The organism is Mycoplasmopsis felifaucium ATCC 43428 (genome assembly GCF_000687775.1).
Taxonomy (GTDB): domain Bacteria; phylum Bacillota_I; class Bacilli_A; order Mycoplasmatales; family Metamycoplasmataceae; genus Mycoplasmopsis; species Mycoplasmopsis felifaucium.
Window position 1 is genome coordinate 13,934 of record NZ_JHXS01000006.1, and the last position, 18,485, is coordinate 32,418.

18 protein-coding genes and 1 tRNA gene are annotated in these 18,485 nt (G+C 28.6%); 6 read left to right on the forward strand and 13 right to left on the reverse strand.

Annotated features, from left to right (window positions below):
- The first annotated feature begins 8 nt into the window (after positions 1 to 8).
- Complete coding sequence (locus T390_RS0101410; RefSeq protein WP_027334745.1) at positions 9 to 521, forward strand: adenine phosphoribosyltransferase; 513 nt, start codon at positions 9 to 11, stop codon at positions 519 to 521.
- Positions 522 to 557: 36 nt separating this feature from the next.
- Here the strand turns inward: T390_RS0101410 and fmt are convergent, their stop codons facing one another.
- Positions 558 to 1,394: a methionyl-tRNA formyltransferase gene (fmt, locus tag T390_RS0101415; RefSeq protein WP_027334746.1), complete on the reverse strand. Its 837-nt coding sequence runs from the start codon at positions 1,392 to 1,394 to the stop codon at positions 558 to 560.
- 98 nt (positions 1,395 to 1,492) lie between these two features.
- Between fmt and T390_RS0101420 the strand changes: the two genes are divergently transcribed.
- Positions 1,493 to 4,462, forward strand: a complete 2,970-nt coding sequence (locus T390_RS0101420; RefSeq protein WP_027334747.1) for a lysylphosphatidylglycerol synthase transmembrane domain-containing protein — start codon at positions 1,493 to 1,495, stop codon at positions 4,460 to 4,462.
- Positions 4,463 to 4,499: 37 nt separating this feature from the next.
- Here T390_RS0101420 and T390_RS0101425 read toward each other — a convergent pair whose 3' ends face one another.
- The 5 genes from T390_RS0101425 to parE all read right to left on the reverse strand — a co-directional run bounded on the left by T390_RS0101425 (position 4,500) and on the right by parE (position 11,395).
- Positions 4,500 to 5,249 carry a ribonuclease HIII gene (locus T390_RS0101425; protein WP_036436008.1) on the reverse strand — a complete coding sequence of 250 codons (750 nt, stop codon included), beginning with the start codon at positions 5,247 to 5,249 and terminating at the stop codon, positions 4,500 to 4,502.
- 2 nt (positions 5,250 to 5,251) lie between these two features.
- Positions 5,252 to 6,178: a Cof-type HAD-IIB family hydrolase gene (locus T390_RS0101430; RefSeq protein WP_027334749.1), complete on the reverse strand. Its 927-nt coding sequence runs from the start codon at positions 6,176 to 6,178 to the stop codon at positions 5,252 to 5,254.
- Between the two features lie 40 nt (positions 6,179 to 6,218).
- Complete coding sequence (locus tag T390_RS0101435; protein ID WP_036436010.1) at positions 6,219 to 6,737, reverse strand: metallophosphoesterase family protein; 519 nt, start codon at positions 6,735 to 6,737, stop codon at positions 6,219 to 6,221.
- Positions 6,738 to 6,874: 137 nt separating this feature from the next.
- Positions 6,875 to 9,460, reverse strand: a complete 2,586-nt coding sequence (gene parC, locus T390_RS0101440) for a DNA topoisomerase IV subunit A (protein ID WP_027334751.1) — start codon at positions 9,458 to 9,460, stop codon at positions 6,875 to 6,877.
- A gap of 12 nt (positions 9,461 to 9,472) precedes the next feature.
- Positions 9,473 to 11,395 carry a DNA topoisomerase IV subunit B gene (gene parE / locus T390_RS0101445; RefSeq protein WP_036436012.1) on the reverse strand — a complete coding sequence of 641 codons (1,923 nt, stop codon included), beginning with the start codon at positions 11,393 to 11,395 and terminating at the stop codon, positions 9,473 to 9,475.
- Between the two features lie 166 nt (positions 11,396 to 11,561).
- Here parE and T390_RS0101450 point away from each other — a divergent pair, with 166 nt between their 5' ends.
- Positions 11,562 to 11,804: a hypothetical protein gene (locus tag T390_RS0101450; protein WP_027334753.1), complete on the forward strand. Its 243-nt coding sequence runs from the start codon at positions 11,562 to 11,564 to the stop codon at positions 11,802 to 11,804.
- A 42-nt stretch (positions 11,805 to 11,846) separates the two neighbouring features.
- Here T390_RS0101450 and T390_RS0101455 read toward each other — a convergent pair whose 3' ends face one another.
- Together T390_RS0101455 and def are read right to left on the reverse strand one after the other, a co-directional pair.
- Positions 11,847 to 13,097, reverse strand: coding sequence for a hypothetical protein (locus T390_RS0101455; RefSeq protein ID WP_027334754.1), 1,251 nt, complete (start codon positions 13,095 to 13,097; stop codon positions 11,847 to 11,849).
- A gap of 1 nt (position 13,098) precedes the next feature.
- Positions 13,099 to 13,650 carry a peptide deformylase gene (def, locus tag T390_RS0101460; protein WP_027334755.1) on the reverse strand — a complete coding sequence of 184 codons (552 nt, stop codon included), beginning with the start codon at positions 13,648 to 13,650 and terminating at the stop codon, positions 13,099 to 13,101.
- A 19-nt stretch (positions 13,651 to 13,669) separates the two neighbouring features.
- On the opposite strand from def, the gene rsmD reads away from it, so the two are divergent.
- Complete coding sequence (rsmD, locus tag T390_RS0101465; RefSeq protein WP_268869704.1) at positions 13,670 to 14,251, forward strand: 16S rRNA (guanine(966)-N(2))-methyltransferase RsmD; 582 nt, start codon at positions 13,670 to 13,672, stop codon at positions 14,249 to 14,251.
- A gap of 31 nt (positions 14,252 to 14,282) precedes the next feature.
- On the opposite strand, the gene T390_RS0101470 is transcribed toward rsmD, so the two are convergent.
- Together T390_RS0101470 and T390_RS0101475 are read right to left on the reverse strand one after the other, a co-directional pair.
- Positions 14,283 to 15,278 carry a hypothetical protein gene (locus tag T390_RS0101470; protein WP_027334757.1) on the reverse strand — a complete coding sequence of 332 codons (996 nt, stop codon included), beginning with the start codon at positions 15,276 to 15,278 and terminating at the stop codon, positions 14,283 to 14,285.
- Positions 15,279 to 15,427: 149 nt separating this feature from the next.
- Positions 15,428 to 15,518, reverse strand: a tRNA-Ser gene (locus T390_RS0101475).
- A gap of 75 nt (positions 15,519 to 15,593) precedes the next feature.
- Between T390_RS0101475 and T390_RS0101480 the strand changes: the two genes are divergently transcribed.
- Both T390_RS0101480 and pgsA read left to right on the forward strand, forming a co-directional pair.
- Complete coding sequence (locus T390_RS0101480) at positions 15,594 to 16,193, forward strand: MHJ_0274 family protein (protein ID WP_235732217.1); 600 nt, start codon at positions 15,594 to 15,596, stop codon at positions 16,191 to 16,193.
- Positions 16,156 to 16,809, forward strand: coding sequence for a CDP-diacylglycerol--glycerol-3-phosphate 3-phosphatidyltransferase (gene pgsA / locus T390_RS0101485; RefSeq protein ID WP_027334759.1), 654 nt, complete (start codon positions 16,156 to 16,158; stop codon positions 16,807 to 16,809). Before T390_RS0101480 ends, pgsA begins: the two co-directional genes overlap by 38 nt.
- Positions 16,810 to 16,849: 40 nt before the next feature.
- On the opposite strand, the gene T390_RS0101490 is transcribed toward pgsA, so the two are convergent.
- From T390_RS0101490 to T390_RS0101500, 3 genes are all read right to left on the reverse strand, one after another.
- Complete coding sequence (locus T390_RS0101490; RefSeq protein ID WP_027334760.1) at positions 16,850 to 17,092, reverse strand: hypothetical protein; 243 nt, start codon at positions 17,090 to 17,092, stop codon at positions 16,850 to 16,852.
- A gap of 155 nt (positions 17,093 to 17,247) precedes the next feature.
- Entirely contained in the window at positions 17,248 to 17,676 is a 429-nt protein-coding gene (locus T390_RS0101495) for a large conductance mechanosensitive channel protein MscL (protein WP_027334761.1), read from the reverse strand.
- A gap of 57 nt (positions 17,677 to 17,733) precedes the next feature.
- A complete protein-coding gene (locus T390_RS0101500; RefSeq protein ID WP_027334762.1) occupies positions 17,734 to 18,423 on the reverse strand; it encodes a LemA family protein in 690 nt (229 codons plus the stop codon).
- Between the last annotated feature and the right edge of the window lie 62 nt (positions 18,424 to 18,485).

Genomic DNA, 18,485 nt, shown 5'->3' on the forward strand with positions numbered 1-18,485 from the left:
TGGAAAAAATTGATCTTAAATCATATATTAGAGATATATTAAACTTCCCTAAAGCGGGTATTGTTTTTAAAGATATTTCACCTTTATTGGCTGACGGAAAAGCTTTACATTATACAATTCAAAAAATGTCTGAATATGCTCTGGATGTAGATGTTATTGTTGGTCCAGATGCAAGAGGCTTCTTATTTGGAACACCAACAGCGGCTTTTCTAAAAAAACCTTTTATCATGGTTCGCAAACCAGGGAAATTACCTGGAGAAGTTATTTCAAGAGCTTATGACTTAGAATACGGTAATAACGTATTACAAATTCAAAAAGGTTTTATAAAGCCTGGTCAAACAGTTGCTATTGTTGATGATGTTTTAGCAACTGGCGGAACAACTAGAGCTATTGTTAAATTATTAGAAGAACAAGGAGCTATTGTTAAAAAAGTTATTCTTTTACTTGAACTTGAAGACTTAAATGGTAGACAAGCTTTAGAAGAAGAAAATATTGAAGTTGTTTCATTAATCAAATATTAAAATAAATGTTAACTTCCATTTTAGAAGTTAACATTTTTATTGCAATTTTACACGTTTTTTACTTTCAAATTGATAATCTGTGGCGTAGACCGAACCGTCTGAAAAATCTATTTTTAAGGCATTTTTGACAAAATTCAATGTTGCAAAAAAGATTTTTACACGTTTATCATCTTTTAAAATATATGCACCAGGGTTCATTTCAAATGCTCTTATTTTATTTATAGCTTGTTGACAAGTTAAATCATTAGTAAGCAGAGCATCTTCTTTTGATAATTTAGGGCTTAGAGTTACTTTTGATTCATCTTGAGTAATTCTATTTAACTTTCCTTCATCAATTTTATTTATTCAATCAACAATATTATTTTTGGCTAGGTTTGAAATTTTATCAAATAGTGTGCTAGCAACATCAGTTTTTTCTATGTTACATTCAGCTGTTGCAAAAATATCTCCAGCATCCATTTTATTTACCATTTCAATTAATGAAATTCCTGTTATGCTGTCATTATTTAATAACGAATATTGAATTGGAGCGGCACCTCTATATTTAGGGAGAAGAGAGCCGTGAATATTTAGATTTAATTTCTTAGCAATTTGTAACACAGAATCAGGTATAAATTGACCAAAAGCGGCTGTAATTAAGTAATCATAGTCAAGAGACTTCAATTCTTCTTTTATTTGTCCAATTTTTTCAGGCTGAAAGCATTTTATTCCATATTTTTGAGCTAATTGTTTAGTGGGTGTAGGTTCAATTTTACGACCTCTAAGATTTATTTTGTCTGGTTGACTGATAATTCCAATAACTTCAAAATGCTTAATTATTTCTTCAAAAATTGGTACTGCAAAAGCAGGAGTTCCAGCTAATAAAATTTTCATATATTAATTTTAAACATAAAATTTGTAATGTTTGCAAATTCTTTTATATTAATCATAAATTAATATAATTTAACTAACAAAAAAGTATAGGAGATAGTATGGCGATCAACCCGATTTATGAGAAGTGAAGTAAAAAATCTTCTTGAGATCCATCGTTTTATGAAAAACTATTAAGTTTTGGTAAAAAAAGCACTGAAGATGAAATTAATAAGGCATTTTCTGAAAGTCTTAAATTTATTAATAATAAAATTATTTCATCAATTGGAGTAGGAACTCACTTATTAAATGAATTTACTGTAGCTGCTCTTAGTTATTCATATGTTTCGTTTTTAAAACTTAAAAATATTGAAGAAGGTTCTAAAATATTTTTATCTTTAGATAACTCGTTTGCATCTAACATTTATATGAATATTTTCGCTAGAGTTTTAAACGAATATTGCTATAAAACAGTTATTTTCAATGATTATGCAAATATTCCAATATCTCATACTAATTTAGGAAGTGAGAATTCCAATAGTGTTGCTAGTGTAATTTTTAAAGAATATGATAAGAATTCTAAAATTTTCCAAATTGCTTTTTTCTGATCTAATGGTTCGCCATTGTCTAATGAAGATATGATGCATATTTCATGAGAACTGCAATCAGTTGACTATCTAACTATTACTATTCCAGATAAGGGTATTAGTTTTGAATATGATTATTCAGGTGAAAAATATTTGGAAGCACTTTACAATAAATATTCTAATAATCATTATTTGAATTCTAATTCTATTTTGAGTGGATTTGATTTTACAAATGTTTCTAATACAACCTTTTATGAAACGACTTTAAAAAAATTGGAATTACCTTATTTTGCTGTAAAAAGGCAGAAAACAAAAATAATTTATAATGCCAGTGAACAGAAACATCTGTCAAAAGTTTATTGAGAATCACTTAGCCGAAAAAGTAAAGTTAACATAGTAATAAATACCGAAGGCACTGGCTTAAATCTAAATGTTAAATATAAATCTGTTTATAAATATTTTAAACCAGATGAAATTGCAGCATTATATTTAAACTTTTTAATTAACGATGACCCTGATTTTGACAAATCTTACTTAAATAATTCGTTTTTGGCGAAAACGTACCAAGCCGGATCATTGACGCAATCTGTTGCATTAGAAAATAATATAGATGTATGGCAATATTCAAATAGATCAGATTTATGGGTTTATACTGAAAAAACGAAAAAAAATTTATTGTTTGCTTTTACACATCACAACGAATTTGTGCCTAATAAAAGACTTTTTAATGGGTATGATTCTAATCATTTTGCTTTAGAGATTGTTAGAATGGTCAATTATTATTCTAAATTTAAAAATTTAACCCTTTTTGATGTTCTAACTGAACTTTATGCAAAATATAGTAGATTCCAGTTATCTGTTAAATCGTATTTGGCTGATTCTGGAGTTGCTAACAGATTTATTAATCGGCTAAATAATGTAGAAACTATAGCTAGTAAATATAACATTGTAAGAATTGAAGAGTTGAATAAAAAAGGTTCTGCTGATAATAAAATTCTTTATAAACTATCTTTTAAAAATGCTGAGAGTTGTATTATTGAATATTCTAAAATATTTAATCAGTTAAATATTTATTGTGAAACTGTTCAACAGAAAAAAGAAGAGAATTCTGAACTTATGATGGTAGTTAGAAACCGTGAAATAATTGATGGAATTATTGACTTAAAAGAAGATAATAATGTATCTAAATTAACAATTTGATCATTTGCAAAATATTTTATTTATTTTGCGATATTCATGGGAATAATTTTGTTCTTATTCTATTCGGTTTATAACCTAAAAGGTGATGGAGTTGGCGGAAGTCCAAAACAAGTATTTGATGCTTTTGGCAAAAAGTTATATACTGACTGAGATAAATTGGGCAACGTTAGAAGTGTTTCAAATGGATACATAGTAAGAAGTGCGTTTGCTTTTATGGTTTTTTCTGTATTCATATATTGTGGATTACAGGCGTTAATTTTTAAAAGAACAATTTCCTTACAAGGCTATAAAGTAAAGTGATCCGACTTGTATATAGGATCATTTATAGGGGTAATTATTCAAACAATTACGCCAAAATCAATTGGTGGCGATATTGGTACATATTGATATTTAAGAAGAAGAAATATTCCTAGACCTGTATTATTTTCAACCATAATAGTTAACACATTCTTATGACAAATTGTTAACGTTTTAATGACACTAATTTTTGTTCCTACCGGCATTTATATTTTTCATAACTTTTTCAGTTCTCATTCTGTACAGTCAAATATTTTTATAATTATGCTTGTTCTAGGTTTAATTTTTGACACTGGTTTATCGGTTTTATTATTAATTATGGCACTTAACAAAAAAATCCAAAAAATCTTAATTAAAGCCACAATTGCATTAATTGAATGATTACCTTTTGTTAAATCTTATGATTCGTTCGCTATTAAAGCTAAATATGAATATGAGTTATATGCATTAAATATGAGTATGAAGAAATGCTTTAAAAATATTGGTGTTTTCTTTGAATTATTAATTTATAAATTAATTCCTTCATTAATAACTACAACAGCTATTTTTGGAAAAGCAATAGATATTATTCAGCCAAATGTTGCGGGTGGATTTTATATGAACTTAACAATTCAAAATTCATTAATTAGGGTATCTAATGCAATTAGTTTAACTCCTGGTGGAACCGGGACTGGAGATTATTTATATAAAGTTTTAGTAAAAGAATCTCTTCAAGGCACAGCATATGATGGATTTAATGCAAATCAAAATGCTTCTATTTTAACCGCTATGGGTACCTTTGGAACTGTAATTATTCCTTCAATTCTATCGGCAATTTTATTAGTGGTTGTTTATTGTGGCGAAAAAAGGGTTGATTATTACAATAAAAAAATGAAAAATTATAATTTAGTAACTAACGCAACGATCTCTATGCCAAGAAAAACTAAAACTAATTACTATAAAATAGCTATGCCAATTTGTTTGGCTTTAACAGTGGCTTCGTTTATATCATTTATCTTTATTCATTAATAAAAAATGACTTAGTTAATAAACTAGGTCATTTTCTTTAATCAAATAAGCTAACTAAAACTGTTTCATGTTTTTCAGGTTCTTTCATTTTAAAAGAAACCTTACAAACCTCATTAATAATATTTTTATCATTTTCAATAGAATTGAAAAATGTATTTCTAAATTCCTCAACTTTTGTTCTAACTCCGCGAGGAAAAACAGTATTAAATTTTTGAGACATAATATCCATTAAAGTAAGATAATAATCTCTAGCAAGTATACTTGCTGCCGCAACACTGATGTGTAATTTTTCAGCTTTATGCGCTAATAACACATCAGCATTAAACGGTTCTAATTTAGCTCAATTATTTTCAACTATAAATTTATTATAATACTGTTTTATAGTGTTATAAGTAGAATACTGGTCTATAAAAATATAATCAATAGTTTTGTTATTTTTTATTTTAGCAAACAGATTATTAAACGCGTTAAGATGCGTAAACATTTTTAACTCATTGACATTATAATTTTTATTTAATTTATTAAATCCACTTGGACTTAATTGATGACAAGAATATGAAATTAGATTACTTTTTTTCAATTTGGTAGCTAAGAGTTTTATTTGTTCATCTTTTAATAATTTGCTATCTTTTACACCCAATTCAATTATTTTACTGATATTTTCGTTTTTTACAAAGACAGCAGCACTACACATCGGGCCAAAATAATCGCTGACTCCTGCTTCATCAATACCTATTATATTTTTATCTAATAAGTCAATTGAATTTTCATATTCTATAAATTTCATAATTACTCTTCGTCGTCACCTTTATATCTGCTCATTTTTTCGGCAGCTGCTTTTGATTTAGCAATTTCTTTTTCAGGGTTATCAAGGAATTTGTTGATGTAATCACCCACAGCACCTTGTTGATTTGTTTTCTTAAGTTTAATTGTTGCATGTTTTTTAACTGCATCTGATGCATTTCCGACAGCTACAGAAACACAAGCTACCTTAAACATTGGAACGTCGTTAAAACCATCACCAAAAGCTACTGTGTGGTCTAAATCAATTCCATAGTATCTTGTTAATAATGATAATGCTCTACCTTTATTAACTGTTACATTGGTAATATCAAATACTGGTATTAAACCTTCACCTTTTGATCAGTATGAGAATTCACCTAAGTCTCCATATCTTGCTCTTAAGTATCTTCTTAGTTTTTCTACATCAGTTGTAGGTTTAACATCAAAAATAATTCCTGTAGGTCTAAGAGGAACTTTATTGAAGTTTAAACCAACGACAAATTTGCTAGCTGTATTAAACCCAAAAACACCCTCTAAATCGGCATCTCTGTGTTGTAATTGAACTCAACCTGGTCCTTCAATTGCGATATTTGAAATTTCTTTTTCAACAACTGGGTCGCCTAAAACATATAACATTTCATTAAGGTTTAAGTATTTGATATATGGGATGAAGTTTTCATCTTTTGGGTGGTGAATTTGTGCACCATTATAGTTTGATACAACTGTATCTAAACCTAATGATTCATAAATAGGTTTAGTACTTCTTCAAGGACGTCCTGTAATCGCACAAACAATGTGTCCTTCTTTTTGAGCTCTTTTTATAGCGTTAACTGTAAGGTCGTGAACTGTACCATCTTTACTTGATGCAAGCATTGTACCGTCTAGGTCAATTGCGAATAAAAATTTTGGTTTTTCTTGATTAATTTCTGACATTTTTTTCCTTTTATTATTATAAAAATAAGTTATTTGACTATTATTGAATAGTTTTAAATTTCACTAAAATTTTACCATTTAATTCATTATTTGTTTCAATAATACAGTATGAAGGATCAGAGTTAAGAAGCTGATTTCTAGAAATAAAAGGCAAACCAGCAGAACCTGGATTTATGATATATTTAATTGGTTCATTTTGATTGTTTTTAACTACTGTTAATAATTTAAAATGCGAATGTCCGTAAAGAATTACATCTGCATTAATATTTTCGCATTGTTTCTGTATTTCACTGCTATCCATTAATGTGTTGTATGACCCAAGCAAATGCCCGTGACACATATAAATTTTTAAATTGTTAACTTTGAAAAATTTTTCAATTGGCAGAAGACTCATAAAATCGTTATTTCCTCTAACTGCATAATCAAAGTTTGATTCAACCCAATCGTCACTTAGTTCTGTGTCTCCTAACGACAAAGCTAAATCATATTGTTCAATTTTTAAAATTTTTTCTGCAAGTGTTATATTTCTATGAATATCACTTAACACTAATATCTTCATGCCATTATTATATTTATAATAATAATTTAATATTTATATTAATTGTTAATATGCAAAAAATATGGAAATTTTATCCACTTTTATTATTTTGGACTAAAATGACTATAAAACAGCTTTAAAATAATGTGCAAAGCACATTATTTTTTCTTCATAATATCTTTGAATTTATCTAAAATTGCATCAACATCCATATCCAAAATGTTTATTTCTTTTTCTGCATTTTTAAATGTTATTTCTTCTTTTTCTGTGGCAACAGAATAAGAAATTTTAGGTGTTAAAATATTGTTTGCAATTTGATTAGTTTTAATGCTTAATTGACTGATATTATCTATTTTAATCTTTGAAAAACCTTCATTTATAGTGGTTATAGGATAATTTGAAATTTTTTCTATAAGTAATTCGTTTTGATCGTTTTGTATGAATAATTCTGAATGAGAATCTGCAACTTCACAATCAGTAACAATAATTGGTTTAGTTTTCAATTGTGGGAATATTGGCTTGCCTAAATTCTTTTTAGAAACAGGAGGAATGCTTGAAACATTTATCCTTTTTATTAGGTTTCTGTTTGCTAAAAGTACTATAGATTCGCCTTTTTCAACTAAAACGAATGCTACAATTTCGTCAATCGGAGGAAGATAGCAAGATTTTGTTCCATTCGATTTTGTGCCATAAATTTGAATATCATTTTCAGTATATAAAGAAGCCATACCTCTTTTAGTTATTAATAATGCATCTTTATATCCGTTCGAGAGTTTAACTCCAACAAGTTCATCACCTTCACGAAGTTTTATGGCTGTAAATGTTTTATTCATTCTTGAAACTTCAAAATCCTTTAATAAAACTCTTTTGCCTTGCCCTTGTTTACTTATTAAACAAACGTAATTAATAATATTAAAATCTGCAACATCTATCACTCCAACTATTTCTTCGCCAGAAACTAATTCAACAAAATCACTTAAATGGTTTCCAAAATCTTTTCACTTAGTTTCAGCAATTTTATAAACAGGTACAGCAGCATAATTACCTAAATTTGTAAACATTAAAAGAGTATTTAAAGTATTAGTCTTACCGTAATATAAAATTTTGTCTTGTTCTTTCAAACCGAAAGTTAAAAAGTCATTTGAATCAGCGACTCTCAAACTTAAACGTTTTAAATAACCGTTTTTAGTGGCACAAATATATACTTCTTCATCTTTAATTAAGTCTATTTCGTTAACTGATGCCTTATAAACTTCATCAATGATTTCTGTTTTTCTTTCACAGCCGAATTTTTTCTTAACTTCCTGTAAAACAGCGATTAAATACAAATTAAACTCATTTTCATCATTTAATAAAAGTGAACATTTTTTTATTAGTTCTTCAAGTTCTGTTTTTTCGAGTAAGAATGCTTGCTTATCGGTTTTACTTAATTTATAAAGTCTTAACTCAGCGATCGCAGTAGCTTGATTTAATGTGAATTGGAAAGTTTTAATTAAGTTTTCAATTACACCTTGTTTTGAATTCTCACTATTTCTAATTACTGCGATAACTTCATCTGTGATTTCAGCTACTTTTAAGAAGCCTTCAACTATTTCTAATCTTGCTTTATATTTTATTAAATCATAATTTAAGGTAGCTTTTTTAACATCTTTTACATGAATCAAGTAAGCATCTAGTAGTTGAGATAAGTTAAGGAGCTTTGGAGAATTATTTTGAATTACTACATTGTTATAGTTGTAATAAACTTGCATTTGTGTTTTAGATAATAAATAATTAACAATTACTTCTTCATTGGCATCTTTAGAAAGTGTAATTAAAATACTAATTCCATTTCTGTCTGATTGGTCTTTAATTTCTAATAACCCATTGACTTCTTCAGTTGAAATAATTACATCAATATCGTGTACAAGTTTGCTTTTAACTACACCGTATGGTATTTCAGTAATTTCAATGAATTTATTTTTACTATCTGCGTATGTTTTATATTTTGAAACGAGGGTTATTTTTCCTTTTCCTCTTTCAAATGCTTCTTGAATGCCTTGCGTTCCGTAAATTACACCACCAGTAGGAAAATCAGGACCTTTAACAATTTTATAAAGTTTATTTAGCTGAATATCAGGATGTTTAATTTTTGCAATTGCTGCATCTAAAATTTCATTTAAGTTATGTGGAGGCATATCAGTAGCAAATCCACTCGCGATACCAACGGCCCCATTAACAAGCAAGTTTGGAATAATTGAAGGTAATACTACGGGCTCTTTTTCAGAATCGTCAAAGTTTGGTGCAAATTTAACAGTATTTTTCTTTATGTCTCCAATAACGTGTTCAGCAATTTCAGATAACCTTACTTCAGTATAACGCATAGCGGCGGCCGGGTCGTCGTCAATCGAACCGACATTACCGTGCATTTCTAGTAAAGTATGCCCCATTTTTCAATCTTGAGCCATTCTAACCATCGCTTCATAAATTGATGAATCTCCGTGCGGGTGATATTTACCGATAACATCACCTACAACACGGGCTGATTTTTTAAATGGTTTATTATATTGTAAACCTAAATCAAACATTGAATAAAGAATTCTTCTTTGAACAGGTTTTAGACCGTCTCTTACATCAGGTAATGCACGTTGTTGAATTATATATTTTGAATATCTGCTAAACCTATCAGACATTATGTTGTCTAGATTTTCTTGAATTATTTTAGATAACAATGAATCTAATTTATTTTGTTTTTTCTTATCCATAATGCCCTTTCGTTATTTTAGATTTAATTCAAAATCGTCTTCCATTGTAAAATCAACATTTTTGTTAATTCAATCTTTTCTAGATTCAACATTTTCCCCCATTAAGGTTGAGACTCTTCTTTCTGCTAAAACGGCATCTTCAATTTTGACTTGAATTAGTGTTCTAGTTTCAGGATTCATAGTAGTTTCTCAAAGTTGATCAGCATTCATTTCACCTAAACCTTTATAACGTTGAACTTCTGCTCCTTTATATTTATCTTGTAATAATTCTTTTAATTCTTCTTCATCTCAGGCATAAATAATCTCTTTTTTACCCTTTTGTTGTGTAAGCTTGAACAAAGGAGGTAAGGCTATATAAACATTACCGTTTTCAACAAGTTTTCTCATATGTCTAAAGAAAAAGGTTAATAATAAAATTTGAATATGTGCCCCATCAGTGTCGGCGTCAGTCATAATAACAACTTTTCCATATTGTGCTTTGTTTAAGTCAAAATCGTCGCCAATACCTGCACCAATAGTGTTAATTATTGTTGCTATTTCCTCGTTTTTAAGAATTTCAAATAATCTTGATTTTTCGGTGTTTATTACCTTACCTCTTAATGGCAAGATTGCTTGATATCTACGATCACGACCTGATTTTGCACTACCGCCAGCGGAATCACCCTCAACTAAGAAAAGTTCCTTTTCTTTTGGATTTTTTGATTGAGCAGAAGTTAATTTACCGCTTAAAATTTGTTTTTCTTTTAATGCTGATTTAGTTTTACGTGCTTCTGCTCTTGCTTTTCTGGCAGCCTCTCTTGAATCTGATGCTTTTTTAATTTTTTCTAAGATTTTTTTAGCAAGAGGTTTATTCTCTGTAATCCAGGTTTTAATATTTTTAGATACTATTTCTTCAACAACACTTTTAGCTTCAGGGGTTCCTAATTTATCTTTTGTTTGGCTAACGAACTCTAATAATTTTTCAGGAATTTTGACTGAAAGTATTATGGTTAAGCCTTCACGGATATCTTCACCTTCAAATGTATTCTTACCTTTTAGAATTTTTTCTTCAAGTGCAAAATCATTAAATGTTTTTGTTAATGCAGATTTTAGTCCAATTTCGTGAGTTCCGCCATCTTTTGTTTTTACATTATTAACAAACGAAAGCATAGTTTCGTTGTATCCATCAGTATATTGAAAACCACATTCAACTTCAATATCTCTTCTAGTTTCCTTGAATGTTACTATTTGACCAATTGAATTTTTAGAATCATTTATAAAATCTACAAAAGCTCCTAAACCATTTTCGTGAATAAATGTTTCTTCCCTTGAATTGACTTCATCAATTAATTTAATTGAAAGACCACCGATTAGAAAACTGCTTTCTCTAAGGCGTTCCGCAATAATTTCAAAACTTAATTTGGCTCTTTTAAAAATATCATAATTAGGTCAGAATTTTACGATTGTGCCTTTTTTATTGGTTGATCCAATTTCTTTAGTTTTTTGGACTATATTATCGCCGTTTTCAAAAATTGTTTCGTAAATTTTTTTGTCTCTAAAGACTGTACAAATTAATTTTGTACTTAAGGCATTAACAACTGATGAACCAACGCCGTGCAAGCCTCCTGAAGTTTTATATGCACCTTCGTTAAATTTACCACCGGCATGAAGTTCTGTAAAAACCAATTCTACAGCACTTTTACCACTAGGTGTTTTGCCGACAGGTATACCACGACCATTATCATAAACGGTTACTGCTCCATCTTTATTAAGTGTTACGATAATCTCATTTGCATATCCTGCCAACGCTTCGTCAATCGAGTTATCTACAATTTCTCACACTAAGTGATGTAGTCCATTTACGTCTGTTGATCCTATATACATCCCTGGGCGTTTTCTTACAGCTTCTAAACCTTTTAGTTGTTGAATACTACTAGCATCATATTTATTATTCATAATTAAAATTATATATTAATTGAATAACAGTTAAATATAACGCCTGAATTTCATTTATCTTTGTATTTATTTTTATTCAAATACCTCTGCAAAACAGTCGCTTTTAACATTTATATCAGTTTTTATATTTAATTAATTATTGATATAATTAAATTAAGGTATTAAAATGAAAAAACAATTATTATCAAAATTTCTTATTGGTTCAGGCTTTATAGTTGCTCCGTTATTTTCTTTAACTGTGGTAAGTTGTACAAAGGAAACGCCCAAAACGGAAATAAAAGAAAACAAAAGCGAAAGTTCTAAACCTGCTATTTCTGTAGATAAAGAAACCAAGGATATCGTTTGAAATTGGAGCCAAAAAACTGGTTGTGGTTGTGGTAATCGACACAATACAAGCGATGATTTATAAACAGCTTTGAGCTGTTTTTTATATCAAAAAATAACTAGAAATCTAGTTATTTCCAATGTTTGAGCTTTTTGTCATTATTAAATTAATAATAAAGTTGATCTTATTAATAGTTTCAGTTTTTTCAGTGCCATTAAGTAATTTACCATTTTCAACGTAAGAACTTACTGAATCTGTTGTAAATTTAATTAAATCATTAATAATTTTGTTAAGGTATTCTTTTGCGTTAAAGTCTAATTTATAGTCTTTATCAATAATAACGCCAATTTTTTCTGCATTATTAATTAATTCGTTTGGTATATCTCTTATTATTTTTATGAAACCATTTACAAACTCTTTCATTAATCCTGTTGCTACTTTAAAGATAGTGTTTAAGATGCTAAACGATTCATTTGTAACAGTATACATTTTTAAAATATCATTAATTAATTGAGCTGCTTTAACTAATTTTTCTTTTGCACTTAATTGTTCTTCTGTGTTTAATGAAGTACTATTTGACAATGAAAAATGGAATATTAAATCTTTAGTTCCAGTTATTCCCGCGGCTTCTTCAACATTAATATTACCATTTGAATCATATATTGCATTACCTGTATTTTTATTGATAATAATGTAATTATTTGGATTTATAAATTGTTCAAAGTATAGCTTTAACGTGTTAGCTAATTCCATAGTATTTTTTGTGTCAAAAACATAATTATTAACGATTTCTGCTGTTGCTATCAAACCGGGTGTATACGACGAAACAGCTCTTGCTTTATTAAATGATAATGCAGATATAATTTGATTGTTGGTGTTATTCGTTGATTTATTGTAAGAAATGATTCCGGCAGCATTAGCCACAAAAACAGAACAAGGAATAACGCCTGCAGTAGCGATAATCGCCCCCAAACTTCTTCAAGCAACAGTTGTCTTTCCATCTTTCTTAAGTTGTTCCATTGGCTTCTTAATTTTTTTTCTAAGTATTAAAATTAATATTCCACCAATTATGCAAAATGGAATTTGGAATGCTAAAACAGCTAGGCCATAAATAAATGGCATAAGTTCTTTTGAGTCTCTAGTTATAGCTTCTTTATAATTAAAGTTAGCATTGTCCATAATAGCTTTTATTAATGGCGGCGATGCTAAAACACCAATTAATCAGCCAGATATGCCAAAAATAGCAGTAATCACACCTCCATAAATTCCTCTTCTAGCACCACTAATAATTGCTGAAATAATTACAATTAAAGCGAGTGAGATAGGAATAGCAATTGATCATCCTGAAAATGCTACTTCTTTCCAAGTATTTACCATTTTAAACCTTTCTAGCTTTCTTCTCTTTTCAAGGATTCAATTTATCTATATGATCAATAAAAAGTTTGCCGTTTAAGTGATCCATTTCGTGTTGTGCAACAATGGCAGGATAACCTGTAAGATCATATCTTTTTCATTTTCTTTCAAAGTATGAATATGCATCAAAAACAATTCTGTTTTTTCTGTAGACATAACCTTCTTGGCCTTTTATATTATCACCAACACTTAAAAATCCTTCGCCCTCATTTATAGCTACTAAAGCCTCACTAGTTGCAATAACTTTTGGATTAATAAAAACATCTCTAATATGTTGATTTACAGGGCCAACATCAGAATTAATATAAAACATATTTTTTAAGATACCATATTGCACAGCAGCAACACCTACGCCAGGTCTAAATTTTGTATTTGGTTTTTGACTATCATCAATGTGATAAATCATTTTTTCTGCTAAATCAATATCTTCTTCTGTTAATGGAATTGGAATATCTTTAGATTTTTTTCTTAGAACTTTTTCGGGGAGCATAGTTAATTTAACATCATAAGTCTTCATAATATTAATTATAATTTAATTAGTGATTTTGCAAAACTTAGAGGAGAGGGCAATGATTAGAATTATTTCTGGTAAGTACAGACATCGTCAAATCGAGCAACCCGATACAAAAAATACTCGTCCAACAATGGATAGAGTAAGGGAAGCAATCTTTTCAAGTATCAGGTTTGAAATAAGTGAAAAAATAGTATTAGATTTATTTGCAGGAAGTGGATCAATAGGTATAGAAGCTTTAAGCAATGGAGCTATGAAAGCCGTTCTAGTTGATAATGATAAAAATGCGATTAAAACTATAAAACAGAATATTTCATCATTAGGTATAAATAATGCAGAAGTGTTTGCGTGCAATTCACTTGATTTCTTGCAAAAATTTACAGGCCGCGAATTTGATTTTATTTTTTTAGATCCTCCGTATGCAGAATATGATTTGTTAAATCAATGTCTTGAGTTAATTAAACAAAATAAATTTCTAAGTAAATTTGGCCAAATAATTATTGAAACAGATGATTTAGATAAAATTATCGTGCCATCTGGACTCGTGGTTGTCAAACAAAAGCAATATGGGCAAGTTTATATACTCTATATAAATAATATTATTTAAATAGTCAGCAATTTAAAGTGCTGACTATTTATTATTGATTAATTAACGCTCTAGTGTGTTGCATTATTAACGAAACTAATAAAGCGTGGTTAAATAAAATTCCCACAACATCTGGAGCATTTTCAACATCAAACAATTTTGTTGAAGTTTTAATTCAAATATGTAACTTCTTATTTTCTCATACATAGTTAAAACCAAAGTTTTTAGAACCTAAATTGTATTCATCATAGAAAGTTTGTAGCTTTTGAATACTTTCGTCTTTAAAAATATTACTAGTTGAAAAAAGTTGCATGTCTTCATTTACTAATTTATATTCTTTGTTTTCATTTTTAATAATACTTGACAATAAATCACCTTGATAAAATCCATAAAAACTTTCTTCAATGTTATTAGCAATTTCACCTTTAAAAATTAAGACGTGTTCAGATTTATTGGTGTTATTTTTTTGAACATTTGCATACTTGATAATCCACTTATCGTTAGTATCATTATCTTTAAGAACGTATGCTTTATCCAATGTGATTTTAATATTATCGGCTTCATTTGGAAAAAGATTTTTTACGTATTCATCTGTTTTATAAATTGATTCGTTCATTGAATTATTTGTTTCTTCAGGGTCATTTAATAAAGTAATTCCATAATTATTAAATATAGTTGGTAGTACTTTATGAGCATTAATCATTTTGTAAGCTGCTTGTTTTACTAATAATTTTTGACCAAAATATAAAGACAGTATATATGATCCCGTTAATAAAACAAATATTATTAATCCAAAGAAAGTTCAGCTAGTATATTTAAGAGCATTTTCACTAATAGAAGTATTTTTAACAGAGTTAACTGAAATTAAAACAATTAAAAATGCAGGAACTAATGCGAATAGTATCATTCAAATAAGTTTGAATATAAAGGCTTTTTTAGCTGCTGTATTTTGTTTTTCTTTCATTAATTTATCAAAAAATTCTTTTGATTGAATATCTAGTTCTTTGCGAACAGCATCATAATTAGCCATTGAAATATTTGCTTTCATATGCCTCCTTAGTTTTATATATAAATTTTACCATTATGCAGCATTTAAAATTTCATTATTTAAAAAGTGTAAGCTTTAGAATTTACTGAAAGAGCATTTTTATAGGTATTAAAAAACAGGTTTCCCTGCCGGTCTCAAAATTTGAGATATGGCCGATGGTGAGGGATTTGAACCCTCGAATGACTATGTGCCATTACTTGTTTTCGAGACAAGCCTTTTCAACCGCTCAAGCAACCATCGTAATATATATTTTAAATAATATACATATATATTATAATTAAGTTTAATAATAAATATCAATATTATAGGAGCAACATGAATATTAATTTTAAACCAGTAGTATTAAAAGCTGATCCAATTACTACTTCAACTTCAAATCCAGCAGGTGGTATGACAATGTGAATTATTTTAGGGGTTTTAATTGTCGTTATCCTTGGTATTTTTATCTTTACTGCTGTTAAAGATAGTTTAAGAAAGAAAAAGAAAAAGAAACAAGACGCTGAATTTGCCAAGAAAACAAATGAACAAATGCAAATTATGAATATTAGACTTAAAACATTAATGGAAATTAATGAAGCTTATTTAGAAAAATTTGAGCCTTCAATTGGTGACTTTAAAATGAGAGAAATTGTTAAAGTAGCTAATGATTACTTAGATAATATCCAAAGAGATCCTGATTTTAGAGAGTTTATAGTTAACTCTAACAATACCAAGGATTTCTTGCGTGCTTTTGTTAAACTAAGTCATACGCGTTGCAATAACTGAAATAAGCAATGTCAAGATGTAAAAGAATTCTTTGATAAATATGTTTCTGAATTAGATCCTGATTTAGTTTCTGAAGTTTCTGAAAAAGCATCTATAGAAATCAAAAACTACTATGAAAAAGGATTATTTGCTAATGAATCTTCCAAATAAATTAACTTTAACTCGTATTATTTTATTGTTTCCATTAGTTATCCTATTTTGAGTTTTCGGTTTTCTAATGAAGCAAAACTCACATAATTATTATGTATCAGGCAGAATTCTATTAAGTTTAATGCTCTTAATTTTTATTGGAGCAATGATTACCGACTTTTTTGATGGTTATATTGCTAGAAAGAGAAATTTAGTTACCTCTTTTGGAAAACTATGAGATCCACTTGCTGATAAATTAATAGTTTCATCTACATTAATTGCTTTTGCTGCTTTTGGCTTTGTGCCAGTTTGAATTGTTATAATCTTTGTAGCAAGAGATATCGTTGTTGATGGTTTCAGAATTGTTATGGTTAAAAATAATGTTGAAGTTGCAGCCTCAAAATGAGGTAAATTAAAAACATTAACACAAACTATTGCTATTGGATTCTTATTTGTCCTTTCATTAATTTTTCCATTTTGATCTATTGAATGATATTCTGCAAAAATGATAGATTTTGTAATATTCCAAGTTTGTTTATATGTAATTAATATTCCAACTATCGTTGCTCTTGTCTTTAGTATTATTTCTGGAAGCTTATATTACAAAAGTATTAGAAAATATATTCGTGTTAAATAATTATTTAAAAAAATGAAGCGGTAATATACCGCTTTTTATATTAATAGGCTACATATACTGGTTTATAAACTGTCGTGGAACTTGTTGGTGAAGTATCGTCTCACTTGACAGAACCAGTTTTATTGACTTCGCCTTTTTTAGATGCAGCAGCCTTAATTATAGGTACTAACGTTGAAATTGCAGATATCACAACTGGAGCAATTGTTAATATGGCTGTTAAAATTGGACCACCACCATAAATTTTAGAACTTTCTTGTGCACTGATTGGTTTTCAATTATTCATATACCTCCTTTCATTTGAATAATTTGGTTTTTATATATAAATTGAAGATATAAATAAAAATAATAAAAACAACAGTTTTTACCATTATATAAATATCAATAGTTAAAAATGATATAAAAAAGACAATATAAAAAGCAGCCATTGGCTACTGTTCATTAGTCATTAGGAGTGTTTTGTTGTTCTAAACGTGCTAATCTTTCATTTATTTTTTTAAGTTCATTTAACATTAATTGATCAGTTGATGGTGCAACAGTAATTTCAACGGGTGGATTTTTCTTAAGTCTTCTTTGTTCAAGCGAATTTTTAATTGTAAATACAACAATTAAACTAATAAAAATTACCATCATAACTATAAAGAAGGAAATTAAGGCAGCAAAGAATTTGCCTACTGAGATACCAGCAATTTTCAAAGCAGCCACATCTTGCACGTGAAAAGCTTTTGAAATAGCACCCATAATTATATCGTTCGCAAATGAACTAACAACCGCATTAAATGATGAACCTAATAAAAGTCCAATTGCAAGCATAAACATATTGCCACGTTTTACAACGTTTCAGGCGTCTTTACATGATTGTCTAAACATAATATTATTATTTTAACACATAAGAATAAACAAAAAAGCCAATTAAGGCTTCGTGTTTTAATTGAAGAATACACTTCTTGCTTGTGCTTTTACTTCTGCACTTACAGAGAAAGGAATTCTTGTTGTATAACCAGCTCTAGCAGCTACAATTTGTTTTGTTGGTCATCTAAAAATTTCTGTATTTCATTGTAAAACAGTGTCATTGTAAATTTCTCTTGCGGCGGTAATTTCTCTTTGCAAGTATGAATTATCTTGCATTGCTTGTCTAATTGCATTGTGTGATTGTAAGTCAGGATATTTTTCCATTTGAACTTTAATTGAACCAAACAATGATGTAGCAGCATTATCAACTTGAGCAGCATATTCAACTCTTTGTTGATCGCCGCTTGCAGAAGGGTTAATTCCACTTCTTAAAGCTGCGACCGATTTCATAACATCCTTATCAAGTTCAACTGATTTAGAAACTAAAGCAGCAGCATTTTGTAAAATTTGTACTCTTTGTTCTAAAAAGTTATCAATTTGTGAAGCGTTATGTTGTAATTTTTGTTGTAATTGACGTAGATAGTTTCTTGCGCTGATTTTCATTAGTAAAAATACTAAACCAGGAATAATACATAATATTCAAAGAATTACTTCAAAAAATATTGACCCGCCACCAACTTTAACTGGTATTTGTTTTTGTATTACATTAACATCATTTCCTGATGCATTTACTGTTCCATTTAATTCGTCTAATTCGTTAGCCATTTTATCTCCTTAATTTTTACGTTTTATTAAAAACGTTATTGATTACTATAATTTTATACATT